The organism is Pseudonocardia oceani (assembly GCF_019263585.2).
Taxonomy (GTDB): Bacteria; Actinomycetota; Actinomycetes; order Mycobacteriales; family Pseudonocardiaceae; genus Pseudonocardia; species Pseudonocardia oceani.
In genome coordinates, this window is sequence record NZ_JADQDF010000001.1 from 5440397 (window position 1) to 5465322 (window position 24926).

The following is a 24926-nucleotide window of genomic DNA, read 5'->3' on the forward strand; positions in this document are numbered from 1 at the left end:
CCGTCGGCCACCCGTTCACGCATGATCGTCAGGTGGTCGTCAGGTGGTCGCGCGCCGCCTCCGCCGCCCGCCGCGGTGGAGCACGGCGTTGAGCTCCCCGCCCAGCAGCAGCGCGACGCTGAGCAGGTAAGCCCACGTCATGACGATCGCGCCGCCGCCGAACGCGCCCAGGACGGGGTTCACCCCCGCAGCCAGGGTCAGGTACAGATGGAATGCCGCGCTCGCCGCGATCCACAGTGCCGTCGTGAGCAGCGCGCCCGGGATCGACTCCCGCCATGGGGCCTCCCGGCGCGGGGCCAGGTGAAACAGCGTGGTCGCCCACAGCACCAGCCCGACCAGGAGCAGCGGGATCCGCAGCGCCCCCCACGCGGCGGCGAACGCCCCGCCGAGCCCGACGAGGTCGGCGATCTGCCGGCCGGTCCCGAGGAGCGGCCCGACGACCACCACGCTGACGGCGAGCACGACCGCGAGCACGGTCGCGAGGCCCAGAGCCAGGCCCAGCAGCCTGCGGCGTACCCAGCTGCGCGTCTCCCGCACCCCGTAGGCCAGGTTGAGCGCCTCGACCACGACGGCGAACGCACCGGAGAGGGTGACGAGCGCGCCCAGGGCCGCCACCGTGAGCAGCCCGCCCCCGCCCCGGTCGAACAGGTCGCGGACCGAGGCCACCACGCCGGCCGCCTGGTCGGTGAACACGGCGTCGAGGGCGTCGACCACCTGCCGCTGCGCGGCCGCGGCGAGGTCGGCGCCGACGATCAGGTCGAGGACACCCAACAGGCCCGTCCCGAGGAGGAGCGCGGGGAAGATCCCCAGCACGCCGAAGAACGCCGTCTCCCCGGCCAGCCCGAGCACGCGGTCGTCGCGGGCTTCCGCCGCGACCGCACGCACCACCCTGCCCGCGCGCACCAGCGGCCGGCGCAGGAGCGGGGGGACCCGGGGCACCGTCAGCCGACCGGGGGCCCGAGCTGCCCGGTCCGGTAGCCCGGGGCCGCCTGCTCGGGCAAGCCGACGACCGGCACCCCGTCGTGCAGCGGTGCCATTGTGGCGAACCAGGTGCGGGCGGGCACCGTGCCGCCGAACAGCGTGCCCTCGTCGCACAGCCGGGGCGGTGCGCCGTCGCAGACGGGGCGGGGCGGGCTGCCGTCGGCCCAGGTGATCACGGCCCCGGCGAGCTGGGGGGTGGCGCCGACGAACGCGGCGGACAGGTTCTGCTGGGTGGTGCCCGTCTTCCCGATCATCGGGCGTTCCCAGCCCGCGGCCTGCGCCGCGGTGGTGGCCGTGCCGCCGGTGTGGTCCTCGGACAGGGCGAAGGCGAGGCTGGCTGCCAGGTCCTCGTCGACCGCCTGCTCGCAGGGCGCCTCGGCCAGGGGCACCGGCGTCCCGGTGCTGTCGAGGACGGCGTCCACCGGGCTCGGGGGACACCAGATCCCGCCGCTGACGATCGTGGTCGCGACGTTCGCCAGCTCCAGCGGGCTGGTCGGGACAGGTCCGAGGGTGAACGAGGCGCGCTGCTCCGCGCGCACCGCCTCGCCGACGGTGCGTCCCTGGGTACCGGGCTCCCGCAAGCTCTCCCGCAGCCCGAGCCGGCGGGCGACGTCGACGACGGGATCGACGGACCCGAGCTGGTCGAGCAGCTGGACGAAGGTCGTGTTGGGGGACTGCGCCAGCGCCTCCTGCAGGTCGACCTCGTCGGGCGTTCCGGCGTCGCCGGAGACCTCGTAGGGCTCTCCGTCGTCGAGGAAGACCTGGGAGGTGTAGGTCTCCGGGGCCGGGAGCTCGGTCTCGACCCCGAGCCCCTGCTCCAGCGCCGCGGCGGCGGTGAAGATCTTGTAGGTCGAGCCGGCACCGTAGGGCACGGCCGCCGACGGCAGCGGGTAGGAGCTCTGCCCGGCCGAGGCGTCCGGGCCGAGCGCGCGGTTGGCGGCCAGTGCCAGCACGCGGTGCCGCTCGCGGCCGGGCTGCACCACCGCCACCGCGTTCGCGATGCCCCGGGTGCCGTCGACGGGCACCTGGTCGGCCGCCGCCCGCCGGGCCGCGTCGGTGACCCGCAGGTCCAGCGTCGACCGGATCGTGTAGCCGCCGGTGCGCAACTCCTCGGCGCCCAGCCCCACGTCGCCGAGGTAGGCCAGCAGGTAGCGGCAGAAGAACCCGGTGCCGGGCCGCGCGTTGACGCAGCCGTCCTCGGCCACGCGCAGCGGCTCGACCAGGCCCAGGCCGCTCTCCGAGGCCGTCGCGGCCTGCGCGGCGGTGACGGAGCCGACCTCGACCATCGCGTCGAGCACGAGGTCCCGGCGGGCGAGCGCCGCCTCCGGGTTCTCCGCCGGGTCGTAGGTCTCGGGCGCGCGCACGAGTGCGGCGAGCAGGGCGGCCTGCGCCAGGTCCAGCTCGGTGGGGACGGTGTCGAAGTAGGTGCGGGCGGCCGCGGTGACGCCGTAGGCACCGTTGCCGAAGTACACGGTGTCCAGGTAGCGGGCCAGGATCTCGTCCTTCGTCAGCCGCTCCTCGAGCCTCAGGGCGACCTGCACGTCGACCAGCTTGCGGGCGAGCGTGGGCGCGTCCGCGGCGTCGCGCTCCGCCGCGGAGCCGGCGGTCAGCAGCCGGTGGTTCTTGACGTACTGCATGGTGATCGTCGACGCCCCCTGGCCGGAGAGCGGGTTGCCGCTGGCCCGGAGGTTCGTGGCGAGGGCCCGCCCGAGGCTGCGCACGTCGACCCCGCCGTGCTCGCGGAACCGCCGGTCCTCGATCGCGACCACCGCGTCCTCGAGCACCCGGGCGACCCCGTCGGGTCCGGTCGGGACGCGGTACTGCTCGTAGAGCCGGGCGATCGGGGCGCCACCGGCGTCGGTGACGAGCGTGCCGAGCGGAACGGCGTCCGGGTCGGGCAGGGTGATCGCGCCGGCCCCGGGCAGCGTCCTGGGCGTCACCCGCGCCAGCCCCGCGACGGGCGCGGCCAGCAGCCCGCCGAGCAGGGCGCCCGTCGCGAGGACCACGAGGGTCAGCCGGAGCAGGGCGCCGCCCACCGCCCCCGACCCCGTCGACGGCAGCCGCACGGGCCGGTGCCTCGCCTGCGTTCCGCGCTGCCGCACCTGCGTCACGCCCTCCTCCGTCCCGCCGGTCGTCACACCGGCCGTCGCGCCCGGTTACCCGCACGGGCCGCGCAATCCCCCCGCCGTCCGCCACCGTCAGGAACTCGTCAGGCGGTGGCCCGTTCGACGAGCCGGCACCGCACCTGCCGCGGGACCGCCGCGTCCGACGTCGCGGGACTCACCGCAGCGCGAGCCGCTCGGTGCCCCAGCCCGCCGCGGACCAGAGCGCGAGGCCGAGTCCGGCCACCGCCGAGCTGAGCGTGCCCATCAGCAGATCGAGCACGGTGTCGCCGTAGCCGACGACCGGCGGGCCCGCGCCGTGGTAGACGATCCACTCGTAGAACTCCCACCACACGGCCAGGGTGGTGCCCACCGCCGTGGTGACGACGACGATCGCCGCGCGGCGCGTCCCCGGTTCGTGCAGCCCGGCCACCAGCCCGGCCCGGGCGAGCAGCAGGTACACGGCCGCGGCCGTCGCACCGGGGGTGGTGGCGTGCACCGGGATGTCGATCCATCCGACGGCGACGTACAGACCGAGCACGTTCGCCCACCCGGCGACGACCCAGGTCACGGCGACGGCCGCGTCGACCGGGCGGGGGAGGGCGGTCAGCCGGGGGACGAGCACCACGGCGACCACCACCGCGAACACGGCGACGTCGGCCGCGGTGCCCGCCACCGCCGACCACGCCACGCCCGCCGCCGCGACGACGCGCACGAGGTCGGCCACCAGGTCGCCGACCCGCAGCACCGTCCGCGTCCCGCGTGGCGCGACACGACCGGCGGGCCCGCGCGCAGTCCGGGGCGCTCGATCGTCCATGCCCCCGGGTGCCCGCTCCGCGGCCGGTCCCACCGACGATGAGCTGACGATCGGCCGGCGGTCAGCGGCCGTGCACCGCATCGGCCGTGGCGACGCGCACCGCCCGGACGGCGGTGCGGGTGAGGCGGAACCGGGCGCGTTCCGGCGACCACTGCAACCGCCGCTGACCGGGCGGCGAGATGCACTCGTCGAGGGCGACCGCCGCGGCCCGCACGGCGTCGAGCCGTGGCGTCCCAGCGCGGCGGGCACCCAGGCGCGGGTGCTGCGCCGGCCCGTCGTGAAGTCCTCGTGGCGCAGCGTGGGCTGGGTGTCGAGGCCGCCGACGAGCCGGCCGAGGGCCCGGGCCCGGGCCCGGGCGAGCAGCCCGACCAGCGCCCCGCCGACGTCGTGCGATCGCGTCCAGCCGGACCGACGCGGTTGGCCCAGCGGCGGCGTCGCGCTGCTCCAGCCCTGTCACGGCCATCAGCAGCGCTGCCACCGCACCCGGCTGGAAGGCACCGAGCGAGGCTCCGCCCGTCCGGCTCAGGGCGAGGCGCACCGCCTGCGGGACGCCGTCGGTGTCCGGTCCGTCGTCCGCGCGGCGGGGAGCGAGGTGGACCGGGGTCATGCAGGCGCGCCAGCGCTCCGCAGGTCCGCGCACGCCGGGGCCTGCTCGAAGGCGTTGCGCAGCTCGGGATCGGCGGTCAGGGCGCCGACGGCCTGCACCTGGTTGCCCAGGGCGCCGAGGACGTTGCCGCCGACCGCGACCGCCTGCCCGACCGCGACCGGGTTCGTCGCGTCCGCCGCGTCGACCTGCCGGAGGGCCTCGGACACGTCCGCGCGCAGGTCGACGACCTGCTCCCGGACGTCCTGCGCGAGCTGCTCGCCGCCGTCCACCGGTGGCGGACCGGCCGAGGCGATCTCCTGCTCGGCCGCCTCCGCCCGGGATGCGGCCTCGCCCAGGTAGTCGCGGTAGGCGTTCTGCGCGGCAGCCGGGTCGGTGACGTCGACCGGCGGTGGTGTGCGCAGCGTCCCGACCACCGGGAGGAGTGCGGTGCAGACCCGGTCGGTCCAGGCGACGGCCCCGGCGTCGGCGGTGCCGTCGGCGGTCGTCCCGCCCGTCGCCGGGGCGGTCGGGGCCGGCGGGGCCGGCGGCGGATCCGCAACCGGATCCTCGCCGCCCGCGCACCCCGTCAACCCGAGCCCGGCGGCCGCGACGAGGGCGACGAGCGGCCCCGTCCGGTTGCGGGGGCTCCGGTGCAGGAAGGCGTTCATGGTGGTCCTCTCCTTCTGGCGGACCTCGACCGGCCCACCGTCGCGTCGCGTCGGGCCGTCCCGGCCCGATTCCGATGCCCCGGGTTTCCCGGGCAGGGCGAGCGGCTACCTGACGTGCGGCTTGCGATACCGCGGGCCTGCCTGTCCACCCGGACGGGGGCGGCACCGTTACCGTCGAGGGCCATGGGTGACTACGACGACCCCGAGCTCACCGGCGAGGAGCGACGGCGGCCCGACTGGCTCGTGGTGGGCGCCGTCGTGCTGGCCCTCGTGGCGGGACTGGCGGTGGGGTTCCTCCTGGGCGGCGGGACGAGCCGGGAGAGTTCGGTGGCCTCGGTCGAGACCTCCACCGAGCCTGCCCCGCCCCCCGCGCCGGCCGCGCCGCCGGCGGACGCTCCTGCGCCGCAGCCGTGCCTGGAGGCCGGGTCCGCGGCCTCCCGGATCCTCCAGGAGCTGGACGCCGCGGTCGTGGCGATCAGCGCACTGGACCCCGGCGCCCTACGGGAGATCCTCGACCGGCTCCAGCCCGCGCAGGCAGAGCTCGAGCGGGCCGTGGCCGCCTGCGGGAGCGTCGTCGGGCCTGCCCGCTGACGCGGGGCCGGGCGGAGCCGGCCCGCCGGCGCCGGTGCGCCCGGGCACCCAGGAACGCCCCGGCGCCGAGGACGGCGAGGACGGCGAGGACGGCCCACGCGGGTACGGCCTGGGGGCGCGCCGGGGCGGGCCGCTGCGCCGCCGCCCCCGTACGGGACCGGTGCGCCGTGCCCGGGACCGACGACGTGCCCGGGACCGACGACGTGCCGGGGGCCGGGGCGGGGGAAGGGGCCGGAGACGTGGCCACGCCGATACCGGACCCGGCATCGCCCGCCCCGGGGGCCGCGAGCCGCCTGCCGGGCCAGCCGCTCGACCGGCCGAACAGGGAGATCAGGGCCGGGACCAGCAGCGACCGGACCACGAACACGTCGATCAGCACACCGAGCGCGAGGGCGAAGGCCATCTGATGGAACGTGACGACCGGGATCAGCGCGATGAGCCCGAAGCTGACGGCGAGGGTGACGCCGGCCGCGTTGATCGCCCGGGTGGACCGCGGCACCGCCACGGCGAGCGCCTCGCGCAGCGGACGCCTGCGCGCCTCCTCCCACACGTAGCCGACGGAGAAGATGTTGTAGTCCGACCCGAGCGAGATGAGCAGCACGGCCGCGGCGAAGGGCACGTAGAAGATCAGCCCGTCGGTCCCGAGCGGGCCCTGGAACATCCAGGTGGTCAGGCCCAGCGCGGCGCCGACCGCGAGCACGCTCGTGGCCAGCAGGTACAAAGGCGCGACCAGCGCCCGCAGGAAGACCACCAGCAGCAGCAGGTCCACCAGCAGGACCGCGACGGCGACCCGTCCGAGGTCGTCGGCCGCCGCCTCCACCAGGGGGAGGCCGACGGCGGTGTCGCCGGCGTAACCCACCTCCGTGCCGCCCAGCCCGACCGCCTCCAGCAGCGCGGGCATCCGGTCCCGCAGCTCGGCGAGCCGGTTGATCGCGACCGCCCCGAGCGGGTCGGAGTCGAGGACCACCAGCAGGCGGGCCGCCCCGCCGTCCGGGGAGAGGAAGACCCCCTGCTCGCCCTCCAGCGGCAGGTCACCCGGCCCGAGCACGCTGGACACGCCCGGCTGCCGCGCCACCGCGTCCGAGAGGTCCGCCAGCGCGGCGGGTTCCCCGGTGATGCCCGGTCCCGTCAGGATGATCTGGGTGGGCCCCAGGATCCCGGGCGAGAAGCCCTCCCTGGCCGCCTCGGTGGCGACCCGGACCGGGTTCTCCCCGGGGAGAGCCGCGATCGGGGCCACCCCGGCGCGCAGGTCCGAGAGCGGCAGGGTGGCGGCGACGAGCAGCGCCACCAGCCCGCCGGTCACCAGCGCGGCGTTCCGGCGGCGCCCGACGAGACGCAGGTAGCGGCCGGGGACGACCGGCAGGGACCGCGCTCCCCGCGTCCGGCGGGCCGTGGCGCCCGAGCCCGGCCTGGAGGGCCAGAACGCCGCGGGGCCGAGTATGGAGAGCAGGGCGGGCACCATCGTGACCGACACGGCCAGCCCGACGAGCACGGTGATGGCGAGCCCCGGGCCGAACGCCCGGAACAGCGGCGACTCGGCCACCAGCAGCGCGCTCACCCCCGCCGCCACCGTGACCCCCGCGACGGCGACGATCGGCAGGTACAGGGTCATCCCGGCCCGCACCGCCCCGCGGCCCCGGCGCCCCTTCTCGTACTCGGTCGCCACACCGGACAGGAGGAAGATCGTGTAGTCGGTGGTGATCCCGAGCAGCAGCGCCACCACCAGCGGCTGCAGCTGGTTGGGCACGGCCAGGTCGGTCAGCTCGCCGAACAGCCCGATCAGCCGGTCGGTGAGCAGATAGGCCACCCCGGCTGTGGCCAGTGTGACCACGGGTGCCAGCACGGACCCGAAGTTCAGCCCGACGATGAACGCGATCGCCGCCAGCGTCGCGAGCTCCACCAGGGGGAGCGACTCCGCGATGATCTCGTTCTGGGCGGCCTGGGCGAGGAACGTGCCGGTGGAGCCGACCAGCCCGCCCTCCGGCGTCTCCAGGCCCGCCGCGTAGGCCCGGGTGATCGCGCCCTGCTCGGCGATGCCGACGGTCGGATCCAGGAACAGGTAGGACACGATCGTCGTGCCCTCCTCCGCGGCGCCCGGGAACAGCAGCCGAGTGTTGATCACCGGGTAGGCCAGCAGCAGGTCCTCGCCCGCGGAACCCTGGGCGACCTCCACCGCGGCCAGCACCGTGTCGGCCACCAGGTAGGGGTCGAGACCCTCCGGGTCCCGCTGGACGACGGCCGTGGGGCTCAGCAGCGGCAGCCCGAACCGCTCGGCCGCCCGGACCTGCGCGGTGACGGCCTCGCTCGTGCCGCCGAGCAGGCCGGCCAGGCTGCCGCCGACGACGGTGAGGCCGGGCAGGAACTGGATCGCGAGGGCGGTGAGCACGGCCAGTGCGGCCAGCACCCACCAGCGGGCGGCCACGGCCGCGGCGGCGTGGTGCTCGACGGCGGAGCGGCGTAGCCGCTGCGCCCTGCGCTCAGCCATCGCCGGCGCCGGGCCAGGTGGGCCCGGGGGTCACCCCGAGCCTGCGCAGCTCCGCCCGCGCGAGCTCGCCGTGGCGGCCCTGCTCCAGGTCGGCGAAGGGCTGGTGGCTGACGCGGCGCAGCTGCGCGAACGGCACCCGGCGCACCGCGGCGCGCGCGAGGTGCTCGACGACGAGCGGATCGGCCGGACGCGCCAGCATCCGGCGCAGCGCGCGCAGCTCCCGGCGCCGGGCGAGCCGCAGCGGCAGGTACAGCAGGGCCACGGGCAGCAGCCCGATCAGGGCGATCGACGTGCCCAGGGCGACCGCGACCGCCTGCATCGCGTCGCGGGCGGCGACGGCCTCGGCCCGGACACCGCCGGCGGCCCGGGCGACGTCGTCGGCGAGACCGCGGGCCCCCTCGCCGACCAGCGGCAGGTCGGCGACCAGCCCGATCGCGCGCCCGGTGCTCTCCAGGGCCGACGCCGCGTCGAGCAGCCCGCGGTGCAGCTCGGCCAGCTGCCACAGGGTCTGCGCGACGACCAGGCCGAGCGCACCGAACCCGAGCGCCAGCACGACCGCCGCGACGTCGATCCGCCGCACGGTGCGCGCGCTCGGCGCCAGCGCGAACTCGGAGATCACGGGACGAGTGCGTGCGGAGCCCGCCCGGCTCCCCCGTAGGGCTGCATCCGACGCGCACCTCCGACGGCTGACCGAGGGGACGCCGCGACGGTACCCGGGGCGCCGCGAACCCGCCGTGCACGAGACCGAGCGCGCCGCTCGCCGGGCGGGGTCGCACATCCGGCCGTGCCGGACCGGCGGGGGCGCGCTACCGCGGCCCGGCGACCGCCGGGGTGTCGTCGGGCACCCGGTCGGCCAGGGTCCGAGCCGGTGCGGCGCTGCGCGGAGGTCATCCCTCGAGGAGGGTCACCAGCCCGAGCAGTACCGAGTAGAGCGACAGCCCGGTGAGGAACCATCCGAAGCTGGACCGACCGCCGGACGGGAGCTCCTCCTTGAACACGTTGAGCAGGACCGAGCCGCCGAGCAGCGCGGTGAGCAGCGCGACGACGACGGTGCTGCTCGGGGCGAACACCGCGGAGAGCGCCCAGCCGGCCAGCAGGGCCGCGGCGAGGGCGCCGCGGCCGCGTGCAGCGAACCGCCGGGGGTAGCGCTCCTCGAGGCCGCGGTCGGTGAGGACGAAGTGCAGCCCCATGGCCACGGTGAACAGCAGCGCGAACGCGATGCCGGTCCGCAGCCGCAGGGGCATCGTGTAGGTGATCAGGCCGTTGTAGACGAGGAACGAGGCGAGGTGCAGCCGGTACACCCCCACGGGTGGGTCGTCGTCCTCTCGTGCGGGCCTGCGGGTGGCGAGGCGCTCCAGCCCGAAGAACACCGTGAAGCCCACCAGCGCCACGAGGAAGATCGCCAGCTCGAGCAGCGGGGTGGGCTGCACGACGTCGGACAGCGCCTCCCCGACCGCCTCGTTGCCCGAGGCGATCTCGGGCAGCAGGTGCAGGAAGACGTAGGCGACCGCGAGCCCGCCGGAGAAGGAGCCGGTCGCCCTCTCGGGGACGCCGGGCAGTCTCCGGATGCGCGGAGCAGCCAGGTGCAGCACCGCGAGCGCCCCGGTGATGACCAGCGCCCCCAGCACCGACGGCACGGTCGACATCGAGGACCCCATACCGGTGCAGTACCCGACGGCACCTGGACGAGTCCGGGGCGCCGGCGTCGATCCGGCGATGCGGCGGTCGCGTGGCGACCGAACGCGGGTGGTTGGTCAGCGGGTGGGGCCGCCGTCCTCGCCGGAAGGGGCGTCGGTGCGCTGGTACACGTCGGGGATGCCGTCGGCGTCGGCGTCGACCTGCTCCTCGGCACAGATGCGGCGGTAGTGGCGGTTGCGGATGCGCAGCACGACGGTGGCCAGGAGGGCCGAGAGCAGGGAGCCGAGCAGGACGCCGATCTTGACGTGGTCGTCGGCCTCGGAGCCGGCGCCGAAGGCGAGCTCGCCGATCAGCAGCGAGACGGTGAAGCCGATCCCGGCCAGCAGGGACAGGCCCAGCACGTCCCACCAGCTCAGGCCCTCGGCCAGGCGGGCGCGGGTGAAGCGCTGCACGAGCCAGGTGGCGCCCATGACGCCGATCGGCTTGCCGATGATGAGGCCGGCGAGGATGCCGAGGGTGACGGTGTCGGTGAGCGTCGCCCCGAGCCCGCCGCCGTCGACGACGGAGACGCCCGCGGCGAAGAAGGCGAACACGGGCACGGCGAAGCCGCTGGAGATGGGCCGGAAGCGGTGCTCGAAGTGCTCGGCGAGGCCGGGGCCGGGGCCGGTGGCGCGGCGTACGACGGGAACGGCGAAGCCGAGCAGGACCCCGGCGACGGTGGCGTGCACGCCCGACTCGTGCATCAGGGCCCAGGTCGCGACGGCGAGGGGGAGCAGCACCCACCAGGAGCGGACGCGGCGCTGGACGAGCACGGCGAACAGCGCCAGCGGGACCAGGGACAGCGCGAGTGCCGGCAGGTGCAGTTCGGAGGTGTAGAAGATCGCGATGATCGTGATGGCGAGCAGGTCGTCGACCACGGCGAGGGTGAGCAGGAAGACCCGCAGCGCCGTGGGCAGGTGGGTGCTGATCACGGCGAGGACGGCGAGGGCGAAGGCGATGTCGGTGGCGGTGGGGATGGCCCAGCCGCGCAGCGCGTCGCCGCCCGTGCCGAGGTTGACGGCCACGTAGATCAGAGCCGGTGCGGCCATGCCGCCCACGGCGGCGGCGACGGGCAGGGCGGCGCGTCGGGGATCGCGCAGGTCGCCGGCGACGAACTCGCGCTTGAGCTCGAGCCCGGCCACGAAGAAGAAGATCGCGAGCAGGCCGTCGGCGGCCCAGGTGGCCAGGGACAGGTCCAGGTGCAGCGCGGCGGGGCCGACCGTGAACTCGCTCAGGGCGGTGTAGGCGCCGCGCCAGGGGGAGTTCGCCCAGACCAGGGCGACGACCGCGGCTCCGACGAGCAGTAGCCCGCCGACGGTCTCGGTGCGCAGGATGTCGGCGATGCGGCTGGCCTCGGGCCAGCTGCCGCGGCCGAACAGGCGGGTCCTCGTGGGCTGCGCGGGTGGGGGCACGATCTTCCTCCGGGGTCGACGGGACGACGCCGACCAGACTTCCCGGCACACCGCGGACGATCCTACGGGCGCGGCGGCGGTCGTGGCGCTCGAACCGGTGTGCGTCACATGCCGCGTCGGGTCGATCGTCAGGAACTCGACAGGTGCAGTCGGGCGGGAACGTCACAGGATCGACGACGTCGATCGGACAGGTGGACGGGGAGAGGCAGTCGTCATGGTGAACGGTGAGCGCCGCCTGCTCGCTCAGATCGAGAGGCACCTCGCGGTCGACGACCCGGTGCTCGCCGAGTCCTTCCACCTCTGGGACGAGCGGTGCGGTGGCAGCGGCGGTAGCGGCGGCAGGGGCGCGGGATCCACCGACTGGCTCCTCGTCCTCACGGCGATGGCGGTGGCGGCGCTCGTGCTGCTGACCCTGGTCGCCTGAGAGAGTGTTGTGAAACCCGGGCGGTCAGTCCTTGAGGTCTTCTGCTAACCGGCGGGCGGCCTCGATCTCGACCGAGCTGGTCGGTGGGGTGAGTTCCTCACCAGCCAGCCGGGCGGCCATCAACCGGATCATCGCGAACTGGATCATCGCCTCGGCGTGGGCGGTCTTGCGTTCGTAGTCGCGTGCCAAGCGTCTGCACCTCGTCAACCAGCCGAAGGTTCTCTCCACCACCCACCGGCGGGGTAGCACCTGGAACCCTTTCACGTCCGCGTTCCGCGGAACGGCCACGATCTCCAGGTTCTCCTGCTCATGCGCCCAGCGCACGAGCCCGGCGTCGACGGAGTTGACGTAGCCACCATCGACCCACACCAGCCCGACCTGCGGGAACCGGTCCCGGATGCCGGTCAGGACCAGTTTCGCGCCGGCCCGGTCCTGCACCGACGCGGAGTGCACGATCCCGACCAGCATCAGCCCGAGGGTGTCCACGAGCAGGTGTCGCTTGCGCCCGCGAACCCGTTTGCCGGCGTCGTAGCCGATCGCCTCGCCACCCTCGCTGCTGCGGGCCGACTGAGAGTCCAGCACCGCGGCCGAAGGCTGCGGGTCACGGCCGTCAGCGGTTCGGACCCGCTCGCGCAGCACGTCGTGGATGCGCGCCCATGTCCCGTCCCGGGTCCAGGCGGCGAACCACTGGTAGGCCGTGCTCCACGGGGCCAGGTCGTGCGGGACCAGCCGCCAGGCGTACCCACTGACCAGCACGTAGCTGATCGTGTCGATGATCAACCGCCGCGAGTGCACCTGTGGGCGACCGCCCAGGCTCGGGTTCGTCCGCGGCAGCAGCGTTTCGATCACCGCCCACTGTGAGTCGGTCACCGACGAGTCGTAGGACGGATTGCAGATACATGGGCACACCCGACCGGATGATCACCGACCCAGTGCGGCTACCACCGAAGCCACGCCGAGTGATCATCGGGTTTCACAACACTCTCTGAGGGCGCGGGCGGTGGGACGGACCGACCGGTCCGTGTCCGGCCGCCGCACGCGGGTAGCCCGACCGCATGACGCTCCAGGAGGACGACATGGGTGCCCGAGAGACCGGAAGCCGACCCCGCGTGGTGGTCGTGGGAGGCGGGTTCGCCGGACTGCAGGCGGCGCGCACGGCGCAGCGCAGGCTCGGCGGGGCCGCCGAGATCGTGCTGGTCAACCCGACCGACTACTTCCTGTACCTGCCGCTGCTGCCCGAGGTCGCGGCGGGTGTGCTGGAGCCGCGCCGGATCTCGGTGTCGCTGGCGGCTGCGCTGCCCGGGGTGCGTCTCGTCCTCGGGGAGGTGGACGAGGTCGACCTGGACCGTCGCCGGATCGGCTGGTCGGACCCGGAGGGTGGGCGGGGCGAGCTGGGCTACGACCGGCTCGTCCTCGCCGCGGGCAGCGTGAACAAGCTGCTCCCGATCCCCGGCGTCGCCGAGCACGCCCACGGCTTCCGCGGTCTGCCCGAGGCGCTGTACCTGCGGGACCACGTGACCCGGCAGTTGGAGATGGCCGCGAGCAGCGACGACCCGCAGGAGCGCGACGCGCGCTGCACCTTCGTGGTCGTCGGGGCCGGCTACACCGGTACGGAGGTCGCGGCGCAGGGGCCGCTGCTGACCGACGCCCTCGTCCGCCAGCACGTCGGGCTGCGCGGTCAGCGCGTGCGGTGGCTGTTGCTGGACCTGGCCGAGCGGGTGCTCCCGGAACTCGACGTGCGGCTGTCCCGCACCGCGGACCGCGTGCTGCGCGAGCGCGGCGTCGAGGTGCGCACGGGCCAGTCGGTGGAGGAGGCGCACGCCGGCGGGGTTCGGCTGACCACCGGGGAGGAGATCACGAGCCGCACGCTGGTCTGGTGCGTCGGGGTCCGGCCCGACCCGCTCGTCGCCGAGCTCGGTCTGCCCACGGAGCGGGGGCGCCTCGTCGTCGACGAGCAGCTCGCGGTACCGGGCCACCCCGAGGTGCTGGCGTGCGGCGACGCGGCCGCGGTCCCCGACCTGACACGCCCCGGCGAGATCACCACGATGACGGCCCAGCACGCCGAGCGCCAGGGCCGGCTCGCCGGTCGCAACGTCGCCGCCTCGCTCGGGCACGGCCGCCCCGGTCGCTACCGCCATCACGACCTGGGCTTCGTCGTCGAGCTGGGCGGACGGGCGGCCGCGGCCAACCCGTTCCACGTGCCGCTGTCGGGGCTGCCGGCCAAGGTCGTCACCCGTGGTTACCACCTGTTGTCGATGCCGGGGAACCGCGTCCGCACGGCCGTCGACTGGCTGCTCGACGCCGCGCTGACCCGGCAGACCGTCCAGCTCGGCCTCGTCCGCTCGCCCGCGGTGCCCCTGGAGAGCCGGTCACCGGAGGTCGCCCGCACCATCGATCCCACCTTGCGATGACCTGACGAAGCCCCTGCGGCCCGTCCCGGACGGGTACCGTCGGCGACCGTTCAGGTGCGGGCGCCCGCGGTGTCGCGGAGCGCCCCCGGTGTCGCCCGGATCCCCCCACGCCGCGGGGACGGGCTCGACCAGGACGACGACGATGAGGACGGGTATGACCACGAGTGCGTTCGAGGATCTGGAGTCCGAGGTCCGGAGCTACTGCCGCAGTTGGCCGGTGGTGTTCGACACCGCCCGCGGGTCGCGGCTGACCGATGTGGACGGCCGGGTCTACCTCGACTTCTTCGCCGGCGCGGGTGCGTTGAACTACGGGCACAACCCGCCGGCGTTGAAGGGGCCGCTGTTGGAGTACCTCTCCCGTGACGGCATCACGCACGGCCTGGACATGTACACCACGGCCAAGGGTGAGTTCCTGCGGACGTTCGAGGACAAGATCCTGCGCCCGCGGGGGTTGGACTACAAGGTGCAGTTCCCCGGGCCGACGGGTGCGAACACGGTGGAGTCGGCGCTCAAGCTGGCTCGCAAGATCAGCGGCCGCGAGGCGATGATCAATTTCACGAACGCGTTCCACGGGATGACGTTGGGTGCGTTGTCGGTCACCGGTAACTCGATGAAGCGCGGCGGTGCGGGGATCCCGCTGGTGCACGCGACCCCGATGCCCTATGACAACTACTTCGACGGCACGCAGCCTGATTTCCTGTGGATGGAGAAGCTGCTGCAGGATTCCGGGTCGGGGCTCAACGAGCCGGCTGCGGTGATCGTGGAGACGGTGCAGGGTGAGGGTGGGATCAACCCGGCGCGGGTCGAGTGGTTGCAGGGGTTGGCTGCGTTGTGCAAGCGCAACGGGATCCTGCTGATCGTGGACGACGTGCAGATGGGGGTGGGGCGTACGGGGCCGTTCTTCTCCTTCGAGATCGCGGGGATCGAGCCCGACATCGTGTGCATCTCCAAGTCGATCAGCGGGTACGGGTTGCCCATGGCGCTGACGCTGATCAAGCCCGAGCACGATGTGTGGGGTCCGGGTGAGCACAACGGGACGTTCCGCGGCAACAACCCTGCGTTCGTGACGGCGACGGCGGCGATCCACGAGTTCTGGAGCGATGACGCTCTGGAGCGTTCGACGCTGGCCAAGGGGGAGCGGGTGGAGGAGGTGTTCACCGAGATCGCGTCGCGGTCGCAGGCCGTGGAGCTCACGCCCAAGGGGCGCGGTCTGGCGCGGGGTCTGCAGTTCTCCCAGCCCGAGCTGGCGGCGAAGGCGTGTGCTGCGGCGTTCGAGCGGGGTCTGCTGATGGAGACCTCGGGTCCGTCGGACGAGGTGATGAAGATCCTGCCGGCCCTGACGATCACCGATGACGAGCTCGAGGAGGGCCTGGCGATCGTCGGGGAGTCCGTCGCCGCCGTCACCGAAGGAGTGTCGGCCTGAGTTGGAGACACGAGAGGGCGATCGGATCCTGGCGAGGACGGGCGACCGCTACCCCACCCGGGTGGCGGACCGCCCGGTCATCATCGACCGGGCGGAGCCCGCGGTGTGGAGCACGGACCCGGGGATGCTCACCGCGGACGAGCTCGCGGCGCACGAGCGCGACGGCTTCGTCACGGTGCCGCAGCTCCTGACCCCCGACGAGGTGGGGGAGTACGCGGCCGAGCTGGACCGCCTCGCCACCGACCCGGCGGTGCGGGCCGACGAGCGCACGATCGTCGAGAAGACCTCGCAGCAGGTGCGGTCGGTGTTCGAGGTGCACGCGCTGAGCGAACCGGTCGCGGCGCTGATCGCCGACGAGCGCGTGGCCGGGCGGGCCCGCCAGATCCTCGGCTCCGGGCCTGTCAAGATCTCTGTGTAAGTCGATCTAGAAATTGTCAGGACAGGTAGGGGCTGAGGCGTTCGGGGTAGGTCAGGGCGAGGGCGCCGAGGGCCTGTTTCCAGCCCTGGACGACGGCTCCTTCGACGAGTCGGCCAGACGCTCGGCGGGCGTGGGCGGGCAGCCCCTTCTCCTTCTCCCGTGCCCGGGCTCGCTTGTCCTCGATATCGCGGATGGCGAGCCAGAGCAGCTTGATCGCGGCGTCGTCGTTCGGGAAGTGACCACGGTTCTTGATGATCTTCCGGAGCTGGTAGTTCAGCGACTCGATCGCATTCGTCGTGTAGATGATCCGCCGCAACTCCGGTGGGAACGCCAGGAACGGGATGAACCGCTCCCACGCGTTCGTCCAGGTCATCACCGCCGCCGGGTAGCGGCGCCCGAGGTCGGAGGCGGCGAACGCGTCGAGCTCCACGCGGGCGACCTCGTCGGTCGGGGCGGTGTAGATCGGCTTGAGCGCCGCGGCCACCTTCTTGCGGTCGGAGTAGGACACGAACCGCATCGCCGCCCGCAGCAGGTGCACCGTGCAGGTCTGCACGATCGACTGCGGCCAGGTCGCCTCGATCGCCTCCGGGAACCCGGACAGCCCGTCACAGCACACGATGATCACGTCCCGGACGCCGCGGTTGCGCAGCTCGGCGCACACTCCGGCCCAGAACTTCGCACCCTCGGCGGCCTGGACCCAGATGCCCAGGACGTGCTTGACGCCGTCGAGGTCGACGCCGACGGCGATGTGCGCGGCCCGGTTGCGGACCTGGTGCCCGTCCCGAACCTTGATCATGAGGGCGTCGAGGTAGACGATCGGGTAGATCTCCTCCAGCGGGCGGGACTGCCAGAGCTTGACCTCCTCGAGCACCGAGTCGGTGACCTTGGAGATCGTGTCGTGGGACAGCTCGGTGCCCAGCGTGCGGGCCAGGTGGTGGCTGATGTCGCGCACCGTCATCCCGCCCGCGTAGAGCGAGACGATCATCTCGTCGAGGCCGCCGGTGCGCCGTGACCCCTTCGGGACCAGCCGTGGCTCGAAGGTTCCGGCCCGGTCCCGCGGCACGTCGAGCGCCACGTCGCCGACCTCGGTCGCGAGGGTCTTCGGGGTGGACCCGTTGCGGGAGTTCGGGGTCCCGCGCCCGGCCGGGTCGCCACGCTCGTAGCCCAGGTGAGCGGTCTGCTCGGCGGCCAGGCCACGCTCGAGGACCGCTTTGATCATCTCGGGGAGGAAGCCCCCGTCACCGGTCAGCGCGAGCTCACCGGCATCCACCTTGGACATCAGCCCGTCGAGCAGACCGGCATCGACCATCCGGTTCACGGCGTCACGGGCCGTCTCGGGCTCGGCACCGACCGAGGGGGCGGCTCCGAGCGGATGCACATCCTGATCATCGATCACGGACATCTGTGTACTCCTCAACTCAAGAGGATCTTGTTACACAGACCATCTGACAGGCTCTCGGCTCCGAGGTCTACGTGCACCAGAGCCGGATCAACTACAAGCCCGGGTTCGGCGGTGCCGGCTTCTACTGGCACTCCGACTTCGAGACCTGGCACGCCGAGGACGGGATGCCCTCGCCGCGCGCGGTGAGCATCTCGATCGCGCTCACCGAGAACTACGCGCACAACGGCTGCCTGATGATCATGCCGGGCTCGCACAAGGAGTTCGTGGCGTGCGTGGGGGAGACCCCGGCCGACCACTACAAGGAGTCGCTGCGCGAGCAGGAGATCGGCACCCCCGACCCGGAGAGCCTCACCGCGCTCGCCGACCGTCACGGCATCGCGATGCTCACCGGCGCCGCGGGCTCGGCCACGCTGTTCGACTCCAACTGCATGCACGGCTCGGGCAGCAACATCACGCCCTACCCGCGCTCGAACATCTTCGTGGTGTTCAACAGCGTGGACAACGGGCTCGAGGAGCCCTTCTCCGCGCCGGGCCCGCGGCCGGCGCACGTCGCCGCGCGGCAGATCGTGCCGGTGCGCTGAGGCCGGCGGAGGACCTGCGAGAGCCGACGAAAGAGACTATCCTCCACCCCAGGTGAGCCGGGAAGTCTGGTCGGCAGCAGCTGTCCGCCGCCCGAAGGGTTCCCGATGACGGTCCCGGCCCCGCCGCCTCCCGATCGAGACGGCCCCCGCGCCCTCACGCCGCGCGAGCGCGCTCTGCTGGCCCGCATCGAGACCGATCTCACCGAGGCCGACCCGGCGCTGGCCCACGACCTGGCCACCCGCCGGCCCCCGGTGATCGGCCTGCGCCCGCCCGTGACGAAGGTACAGGCCGGCCTCCTCGCCCTGATCATGGTGGTCCTGTCGGGTGCCACCCAGCTCCCCGAGAACCTCTGGTGGCCGGTGCTGCCGGTGCTCACCCTGCTCCTCGTCGTGCCCTGGCTCGTGCACTGCGTGCGGCGTCCGGCCACCGACTGACCGGCGTCCGCGGGCCGCGCCGCGGCGGTCAGCTGTCGCGGGAGGGCAGGTCCGGAGCGGTGCTGAGCACGCTGAGCGTCCCGTCGGTCTCCAGCACGACCGCCTCGACCTCGTCGAGGGAGCCGCGACCCGAGCCGCGGGCGGCCTGGAGCACCTCGCTGCGCGTGACCCGTGCCCGCCGCATCGGGCCGTCGAGGAAACCCCGCCGGTACAGCAGCACCGGGTCGGACTTCACGACCCGCTCGATGACCGACCACCGCCGCGACGCCCGGCTCACGACGTACTGCAGCAGCACGAGCAGGGCCAGGCCCAGGACTCCCTCGGCCAGGCTCACGTCCGCGCTCAGCAGCACCGTCGCCAGCGTCGAGCCGAGCGCGACCGTCACGACGAGGTCGAACGCGTTGAGCTTGGACAGCGTCCGCGCCCCGGAGATCCGCAGCACCGCGACGAGGGCGACGTAGGCGAGCGGACCCACCGTGGCGATGCGCCCGAGATCGGACCAGGAGTCGAACCACATTCCTGCGGACTACCCGGCTCCGGAGGTCCGAGACCCGCTGCGACCTGACGAGCGCCCGGACCACCCGCACCGGGTGCCGAAGCCGGGCGTGCCGGCGATGGTTCCCGCGCTGTGGTGCGGGTACCGCGCCGGATGTGCTCGAGACGTCGAACCCCACCCCGGCCGGCTGACGCGTGATGGACCCCCTCCTCGTCTCGTTCGCCGTGACCGTGCTCGTCCTCGGCATGGTGTCGCGGTTGCTCAAGCGCCATGCGCTGTCCCCGGTCCTGCTCGCGCTCGGCGTGGGCGTCCTGGTCGGCCCGGCCGTGCTCGGGTGGATCGATCCCGCGGCGGCGGTCGGGAGAACCCGGCTGCTGGAGGAGCTCACGCGCATCGGGCTGGCCCTGGGCGTGGCCGACATCGCCCTCCAGGTCACCCGGGCGGACCTGCGTCGGAATGCGCGGCGTCTCGTCCTGCTCCTGACCGCGGTCATGGTGGGCATGTGGCTGCTCACGGCGGGCGGCGCCTGGCTGCTGCTGGGGGTCCCGGTCGGGGCCGCGCTGCTGCTCGGCGCCGCGCTGACCCCGACGGACCCGGTGGTGGCCTCCGCGCTGGCCGGCGGGGCGCTCCCGAAGCGGATGCTGCCGCGGCGGCTGCGCCGCACCCTGCAGACCGAGTCCGGGGCCAATGACGGGCTCGCGCTGCCGTTCGTGCTGCTCGCGGGGCTGCTGGCGACGGAGACGGCCGGCAGTGCGGTCGCGCACTGGGCCGTGGAGGCCGGGCGGGAGGTGGGACTGGCCGTGGTGATCGGGCCGCTGCTGGGCTGGGCCGTCGCCCGGCTGGCCCGCGCCGCCGCGGCGGACGAGCTCATCGGCAGCAGCTACGTCCCGCTGCTCGGCGTGGCCACCGCGCTGGCCGCCCTCGGCCTGGTGCACCTTCTGGGTGGTAGTGGCGTGCTGGGTGCGTTCCTCGCCGCGCTGGCGCTGTCGCTGACCCTGCCCGACGTACTGCGCGGACCCGTCGGCGAGATGCTGTCGGCGGCGAGCCGGCTGGGAGTGGTCGCGGTGTTCGGGGTGTTCGGCACCGTCCTGCCCTGGGCCGGATGGCTCGCGCTCGGCGTCCCCGGACTGCTCTTCGCCGCCTGGGCGCTGCTGGTGCGCCGCCCGCCGGTCGCGGGCGCCGTGCTCCTCGCCTCCGGCACGGGCCCGCACTCGCGCCTGTTCCTGTCCTGGTTCGGCCCGCTGGGCGTCGCCGGCATCTACTACCTCGCCTACGCGGAGCGCTACGGGCTACCGGGGTACGAACGGCTCTTCGCGGCGGGGTCGCTCGCGATCTGCGCATCCGTGCTGGTGCACACCCTCACCTCCACGCCGGCCGTGCGGTGGTACGCCCGCCGCTCGGGGACCGAGCGTGCGGAGGGCGAGTCGGCAGAGGTGGAGGGACCGTTGCCGTGACGCCGGGCCCCACCGACGACCCGCCGAGTTGCAGGGACCCGACTCCGGGGATCCCGTCGGGCCCGACCGGTGTCGGCCCGGCCCGACGGGGTAGCCACCGCCCGACGGAGCAACCGTGCACAGGGAGACGAGCGCATGGCCGAGACGGTGGGGGACTACGTTCTGCGTCGACTGCGGGAGTGGGGCGTCGAGCAGGTGTTCGCCTATCCGGGCGACGGGATCAACGGGATCGTGGCGGCGTTCGGCGAGGCCGACGACCGGCCGCGGTTCATCCAGTCCCGGCACGAGGAGATGTCGGCCTTCGAGGCCGTCGGGTACGCCAAGTTCTCCGGTCGCGTCGGGGTGTGCATGGCGACCTCCGGGCCGGGGGCGATCCACCTGCTCAACGGCCTGTACGACGCGAAGCTGGACCACGTGCCGGTGGTAGCGATCGTCGGGCAGACGGAGCGTTCGGCGATGGGCGGGGCCTACCAGCAGGAGGTGGACCTGCAGTCGCTGTTCAAGGACGTGGCGAGCGAGTTCCTGGTCGAGGTCAACGTCCCCGAACAGCTGCCGAACGCGATCGACCGGGCCTTCCGCACCGCGATGACGCGCCGCGCGCCGACCGCGATCATCATCCCGAGCGATCTGCAGACCGAGTCCTACAGCCCGCCGGGGCACGCCTTCAAGGAGGTGCCGTCGAGCCCGCCGGGCCTGGCTGCGCCGACGATGGTGCCTCCGGAGAGCGAGATCGCCCGGGCCGCGGCGGTGCTCAACGCCGGGCGGAAGGTGGCGATCCTGGTCGGGCAGGGCGCCCGCGCCGCCGCGATGGAGGTCGAGCAGGTGGCCGACGTGCTCGGCGCCGGGGTGGCCAAGGCGCTGCTGGGGAAGGACGTGCTGTCCGACGAGCTGCCGTTCGTCACCGGTTCGATCGGACTGCTGGGCACCCGGCCCAGCTACGAGATGATGCGCGACTGCGACACCCTGCTCATGGTCGGCACGAACTTCCCCTACACCCAGTTCCTGCCCGGTCTCGACCAGGCCAGGGCGGTGCAGATCGACCTGGACGGCACGCTGATCGGGATGCGGTACCCCGTCGAGGTCCCGCTCGTCGGCGACGCGCGCTCCACCTTGCAGGCCCTGCTGCCGCGGCTGTCCGGGCCGACCGACCGGGCGTGGCGGGAGACGATCGAGGGGAACGTCTCGGGCTGGTGGGACACCATGCAGCGGGAGGCGATGGTCGATGCCGACCCGATCAACCCGATGCGCATCGTCTGGGAGCTCTCCGAGAGGATCCCGCTCAACGCCATCGTCACCTCCGACTCGGGGTCGGCGGCCAACTGGTACGCCCGGCACCTGCGCATCCGCGGCGACATCCGCGGGTCGCTGTCGGGGACCCTCGCCACGATGGGGCCGGCGGTGCCCTACGCGATCGGGGCCAAGTTCGCCCACCCGGACCGGCCTGCCATCGCCATCACCGGCGACGGGGCGATGCAGATGAACGGCATGGCCGAGCTGCTGACCATCGCCCGCTACGCCGACCGCTGGTCGGACCGGCGGCTGGTCGTGTGCGTCCTGCACAACAACGACCTGAACCAGGTCACCTGGGAGCTGCGGGCGATGGGTGGAGCGCCCAAGTTCGAGGAGTCCCAGGTCCTGCCGGACGTGTCCTACGCCGATTTCGCCCGCGGGCTGGGTCTGGAGGCGATCACCGTGCGGACGCCGGACGAGCTGGGGCCGGCCTGGGACCGGGTACTGGCGGCGGATCGGCCCGCCGTTCTGGACGTCCACTGTGACCCGGAGGTGCCGCCGATCCCGCCGCACGCCACCTTCGACCAGGCCAGGTCCGCCGCGCGGGCCGTGCTCACAGGCGATCCGGAGGCCTTCCACCTCGTGACCCAGGGGATCAAGACCAAGATCCAGGAGGCGCTGCCCGGCCGGAAGGGCTGAGCCGGGCCCGCCGGGACCGTCCCGGCACGAGGCGACGACGAGAGGACAGGCATTCGCGCGCCGGTCCTGTACGCCGCCGTCGGACGGCACGGGGCGCCGGCCGCCGGCAGGTCACCGTGGCGAGCCGCACGGCCCCGGGCGATCACGGTGACGGCGGGGATGAGCCCGGCCCCACCGGGTATCCGTCGGGCATGAGCGGAGCCGAGGACAGCGAGGGCGCGGGCCACGCCGGGGACACCGCCGAGGACCGGGCGGCACGGCAGCGCCGTGCCGGATCACCCCTGCACCCGGCCGACGCGCCGGATGCGCTCCGGCCCGACCTTCCGCAGCCCGCACCGCCCGGGAGTTCGCGCGCCCACCGCGACCCGGAGGACGAATCGGATCCGGTCGAGGGTCCCCCGGACTGAGCCGGGGAGCCACCGGCAGCTGCGGATCCGCGACGAGAGGAGTGCTCATGCCCCTGCTGGACCCCGACCTCTGGACCGGCAAGGTGTTCACCGGTGAGTGGGTGGACACCGGCTCGACCAGCGAGGCCGTCGAGCCGGCCACCGGGAAGGTGCTCGGCACGGTCGGGAGGGCCGGAGCCGAGCAGCTCGCCGCCTCGGCCGAGGCCGCGGCGATGGCCGGGGAGCGCTGGGCAGCCACCCCCTACCAGGAGCGGGCGGCGGTGCTCAGGCGGGCTGCCGACCTTCTCGAGGAGCACCGCGACGAGATCGGCCGGTGGGTGCAGCGCGAGGCGGGCAAGGTCGCCGCGGCGACGCAGCTGGAGCTCGCGCTGTCGGTCGAGGAGCTCCGAGAGGCTGCGGCCCTGCCCTCGCAACCGTGGGGCCACCTGCTGCCCACCACACGACCGGGCCGCACCAGCATCGCGCGCCGGGTGCCCGTCGGCGTCGTCGCCGTCATCGCGCCGTGGAACTTCCCGCTCAACCTCGCCATGCGCTCCGTCGCCCCGGCCCTGGCGACCGGCAACGCCGTGGTCCTCAAGCCGGCCAGCGAGACGGCGGTGTGCTGCGGGGTGACGATCGCCCGGCTGCTGACCGAGGCCGGGCTACCGCCGGGGGTGCTGCACGTGCTGCCCGGGCCGGGAGGTGAGCTCGGCACCGCGGTGGCCGACGACCCGCACATCGGCATGATCTCCTTCACGGGGTCGACGCCGGTCGGCCAGGAGCTGAACGAGGCCGCCGGTCGCCGCACCAAGCGGATGGTCGCCGAGCTGGGCGGCAACAACGCCTTCGTCGTGCTGGACGATGTGGACGTCGAGAAGGCGGCCGCTGCGGCGGCCTACGGCGCGTTCACCCACCAGGGCCAGGTCTGCATGGCCACGGGGCGGGTGCTGGTGGCCGCGGCGGTCGCCGCGGAGTTCACCGACCGGTTGGCCGCGATCGCGCAGGGGATGTCCGTCGGCGACCCGCTCGACGACGTCGACCTCGGGCCGGTCATCAACCGGTCCCAGGCCGAGCACATCGACGACGTGGTGCGGCGCACCGTCGAGGCGGGAGCCGAGGTCCGCGCCGGAGGCGGGCGCGACGGCCTGTTCATCCGGCCGACGGTGCTCGCCGGTGTCACGCCGGACATGCCGGCCTACGCGGAGGAGATCTTCGGGCCGGTCGCCCCGGTCACCACGTTCGACTCCGACGACGAGGCGGTGCGGTTGGCCAACGGCACCCCCTACGGTCTCGTCGCCGGGGTGCACTCCGGGTCCGTCCGCCGGGCGCGGGCGGTCGGTGACCGGCTGCGCGCCGGGATGGTCCACGTCAACGACCAGACGGTGAACGACGAGGTCGTGGCCCCCTTCGGCGGGGTCGGCGATTCCGGGGCCGGACGTTTCGGCTCGTTCACCAACCTCGACGCGTTCACCACCTGGCAGTGGGTGACCGTTCACGAGGAGCAGGTCGTGCCGCCCTCGGCCTCCGCGTGAGGGGCGTCAGGGCGGTCGTGGAGCAGGTTGGCCCGGCCCGGCACGGGTACGTCCGGTACGTCCCGAACCCCACCACGAGGAGGCCACCGTGGCCGACCAGAGGACCGACACCGACGTCGTCGACGAGCTGACGACCGACCACCGCGAGGCGCTCACGCTCCTCGACCGCATCGGGGCCAGCAGTGACCCCGGCGAGCGGCGCGACCTCGCCGACACCGTGATCGCCGAGGTCGTCCGGCACGCGGTCGCCGAGGAGATGTTCGTCTACCCGGCGATGCGCGACCACCTGCCCGACGGGGAGCAGGCCGTCAAGCACGACATCGAGGAGCACAAGGAGCTCGAGGAGGTCATGAAGCAGCTCGAGGCGGTGGACGCCGGGGAACCGCGGTTCGACTCCCTGCTGAAGAACATGACCGACCTGCTGCGCCACCACGCCACCGACGAGGAGACCGAGCAGTTCCCGCAACTGCGCGAGCGCATCCCGCGCGACGAGCTGGTCACGATGCGGGAGAAGGTGGATGCGGCGAAGAAGGTGGCGCCCACGCGCCCGCACCCGTCGGCGCCGAACAGCGAGCTGTTCCACAAGCTCGCCGGTCCCGGCGTCGGGCTGGTCGACCGGCTGCGCGACCGGCTGACGAACCGCACCACCGGCTGATCCGAGCATCGGGTGCCACGCGCGGCGTGGCACCCGGTGCGGATCGCCCGCGAAGGCACTA

General features: G+C 73.8%; 22 protein-coding genes and 1 pseudogene. 11 read left to right on the plus strand and 12 right to left on the minus strand.

Translation table 11 applies throughout. The annotated features are described in order from the left end of the window. Positions 1-39: 39 nt before the first annotated feature. The 5 genes from I4I82_RS27255 to I4I82_RS27275 form a co-directional block, all read right to left on the minus strand. A complete protein-coding gene (locus I4I82_RS27255) occupies positions 40-939 on the minus strand; it encodes a YihY/virulence factor BrkB family protein (protein ID WP_218593212.1) in 900 nt (299 codons plus the stop codon). Positions 940-941: 2 nt separating this feature from the next. Beyond that, on the minus strand, positions 942-3092 hold the full coding sequence (locus I4I82_RS27260) for a transglycosylase domain-containing protein (protein WP_218596201.1): 2151 nt from the start codon (positions 3090-3092) through the stop codon (positions 942-944). A gap of 169 nt (positions 3093-3261) precedes the next feature. Next, positions 3262-3831 (minus strand): DUF2238 domain-containing protein, encoded by a 570-nt coding sequence (locus tag I4I82_RS27265; RefSeq protein ID WP_218594266.1) that lies wholly within the window; start codon positions 3829-3831, stop codon positions 3262-3264. 130 nt (positions 3832-3961) lie between these two features. Then, positions 3962-4114: a hypothetical protein gene (locus tag I4I82_RS27270; protein ID WP_218594265.1), complete on the minus strand. Its 153-nt coding sequence runs from the start codon at positions 4112-4114 to the stop codon at positions 3962-3964. Between the two features lie 389 nt (positions 4115-4503). Beyond that, entirely contained in the window at positions 4504-5154 is a 651-nt protein-coding gene (locus I4I82_RS27275) for a hypothetical protein (protein ID WP_218594264.1), read from the minus strand. A 183-nt stretch (positions 5155-5337) separates the two neighbouring features. Here I4I82_RS27275 and I4I82_RS27280 point away from each other — a divergent pair, with 183 nt between their 5' ends. Then, positions 5338-5745, plus strand: coding sequence for a hypothetical protein (locus tag I4I82_RS27280; RefSeq protein WP_218594263.1), 408 nt, complete (start codon positions 5338-5340; stop codon positions 5743-5745). Here I4I82_RS27280 and I4I82_RS27285 read toward each other — a convergent pair. The 4 genes from I4I82_RS27285 to nhaA all read right to left on the minus strand — a co-directional run bounded on the left by I4I82_RS27285 (position 5630) and on the right by nhaA (position 11319). Next, positions 5630-8230, minus strand: coding sequence for an MMPL family transporter (locus I4I82_RS27285; protein WP_218596202.1), 2601 nt, complete (start codon positions 8228-8230; stop codon positions 5630-5632). The genes I4I82_RS27280 and I4I82_RS27285 overlap by 116 nt on opposite strands. Further along, positions 8223-8849, minus strand: a complete 627-nt coding sequence (locus I4I82_RS27290) for a hypothetical protein (RefSeq protein WP_218593707.1) — start codon at positions 8847-8849, stop codon at positions 8223-8225. Before I4I82_RS27290 ends, I4I82_RS27285 begins: the two co-directional genes overlap by 8 nt. A 268-nt stretch (positions 8850-9117) precedes the next feature. Then, the gene (locus I4I82_RS27295) at positions 9118-9876 is read right to left on the minus strand and encodes a hypothetical protein (RefSeq protein WP_218593706.1); all 759 of its coding nucleotides are present in this window, start codon (positions 9874-9876) and stop codon (positions 9118-9120) included. Between the two features lie 108 nt (positions 9877-9984). Next, positions 9985-11319 carry a Na+/H+ antiporter NhaA gene (gene nhaA / locus I4I82_RS27300; RefSeq protein WP_372451506.1) on the minus strand — a complete coding sequence of 445 codons (1335 nt, stop codon included), beginning with the start codon at positions 11317-11319 and terminating at the stop codon, positions 9985-9987. 214 nt (positions 11320-11533) lie between these two features. Between nhaA and I4I82_RS27305 the strand changes: the two genes are divergently transcribed. Continuing rightward, entirely contained in the window at positions 11534-11743 is a 210-nt protein-coding gene (locus tag I4I82_RS27305; RefSeq protein ID WP_218593705.1) for a DUF3040 domain-containing protein, read from the plus strand. A 24-nt stretch (positions 11744-11767) separates the two neighbouring features. Here I4I82_RS27305 and I4I82_RS27310 read toward each other — a convergent pair whose 3' ends face one another. Further along, positions 11768-12652 (minus strand): IS5 family transposase, encoded by an 885-nt coding sequence (locus tag I4I82_RS27310; RefSeq protein WP_218596203.1) that lies wholly within the window; start codon positions 12650-12652, stop codon positions 11768-11770. 146 nt (positions 12653-12798) lie between these two features. Between I4I82_RS27310 and I4I82_RS27315 the strand changes: the two genes are divergently transcribed. From I4I82_RS27315 to I4I82_RS27325, 3 genes are all read left to right on the plus strand, one after another. Beyond that, entirely contained in the window at positions 12799-14154 is a 1356-nt protein-coding gene (locus tag I4I82_RS27315) for an NAD(P)/FAD-dependent oxidoreductase (protein ID WP_225920698.1), read from the plus strand. Between the two features lie 154 nt (positions 14155-14308). Beyond that, complete coding sequence (gene ectB, locus I4I82_RS27320; protein WP_218596204.1) at positions 14309-15577, plus strand: diaminobutyrate--2-oxoglutarate transaminase; 1269 nt, start codon at positions 14309-14311, stop codon at positions 15575-15577. Positions 15578-15638: 61 nt separating this feature from the next. Beyond that, positions 15639-15995, plus strand: coding sequence for a phytanoyl-CoA dioxygenase family protein (locus I4I82_RS27325; RefSeq protein WP_226370273.1), 357 nt, complete (start codon positions 15639-15641; stop codon positions 15993-15995). A 16-nt stretch (positions 15996-16011) separates the two neighbouring features. Here I4I82_RS27325 and I4I82_RS27330 read toward each other — a convergent pair whose 3' ends face one another. Next, a complete protein-coding gene (locus tag I4I82_RS27330; protein WP_218594897.1) occupies positions 16012-17397 on the minus strand; it encodes an IS256 family transposase in 1386 nt (461 codons plus the stop codon). A gap of 47 nt (positions 17398-17444) precedes the next feature. On the opposite strand from I4I82_RS27330, the pseudogene I4I82_RS27335 reads away from it, so the two are divergent. Both I4I82_RS27335 and I4I82_RS27340 read left to right on the plus strand, forming a co-directional pair. Next, positions 17445-17978 (plus strand): annotated as a pseudogene (locus I4I82_RS27335) (phytanoyl-CoA dioxygenase family protein); the annotation flags it as partial. A gap of 105 nt (positions 17979-18083) precedes the next feature. Next, on the plus strand, positions 18084-18413 hold the full coding sequence (locus I4I82_RS27340; RefSeq protein WP_218593384.1) for a DUF3040 domain-containing protein: 330 nt from the start codon (positions 18084-18086) through the stop codon (positions 18411-18413). Positions 18414-18441: 28 nt separating this feature from the next. Here I4I82_RS27340 and I4I82_RS27345 read toward each other — a convergent pair whose 3' ends face one another. Beyond that, positions 18442-18930: a DUF421 domain-containing protein gene (locus tag I4I82_RS27345; protein WP_218593383.1), complete on the minus strand. Its 489-nt coding sequence runs from the start codon at positions 18928-18930 to the stop codon at positions 18442-18444. A gap of 176 nt (positions 18931-19106) precedes the next feature. Here I4I82_RS27345 and I4I82_RS27350 point away from each other — a divergent pair, with 176 nt between their 5' ends. The 4 genes from I4I82_RS27350 to I4I82_RS27365 all read left to right on the plus strand — a co-directional run bounded on the left by I4I82_RS27350 (position 19107) and on the right by I4I82_RS27365 (position 24865). Beyond that, positions 19107-20363, plus strand: a complete 1257-nt coding sequence (locus I4I82_RS27350; protein WP_218593382.1) for a cation:proton antiporter domain-containing protein — start codon at positions 19107-19109, stop codon at positions 20361-20363. 135 nt (positions 20364-20498) lie between these two features. Next, positions 20499-22292, plus strand: coding sequence for a thiamine pyrophosphate-requiring protein (locus I4I82_RS27355; protein ID WP_218593381.1), 1794 nt, complete (start codon positions 20499-20501; stop codon positions 22290-22292). A gap of 454 nt (positions 22293-22746) precedes the next feature. After that, positions 22747-24210, plus strand: a complete 1464-nt coding sequence (locus tag I4I82_RS27360) for an aldehyde dehydrogenase family protein (protein WP_218593380.1) — start codon at positions 22747-22749, stop codon at positions 24208-24210. 88 nt (positions 24211-24298) lie between these two features. Further along, entirely contained in the window at positions 24299-24865 is a 567-nt protein-coding gene (locus I4I82_RS27365; RefSeq protein ID WP_218593379.1) for a hemerythrin domain-containing protein, read from the plus strand. Positions 24866-24926: the final 61 nt, after the last annotated feature.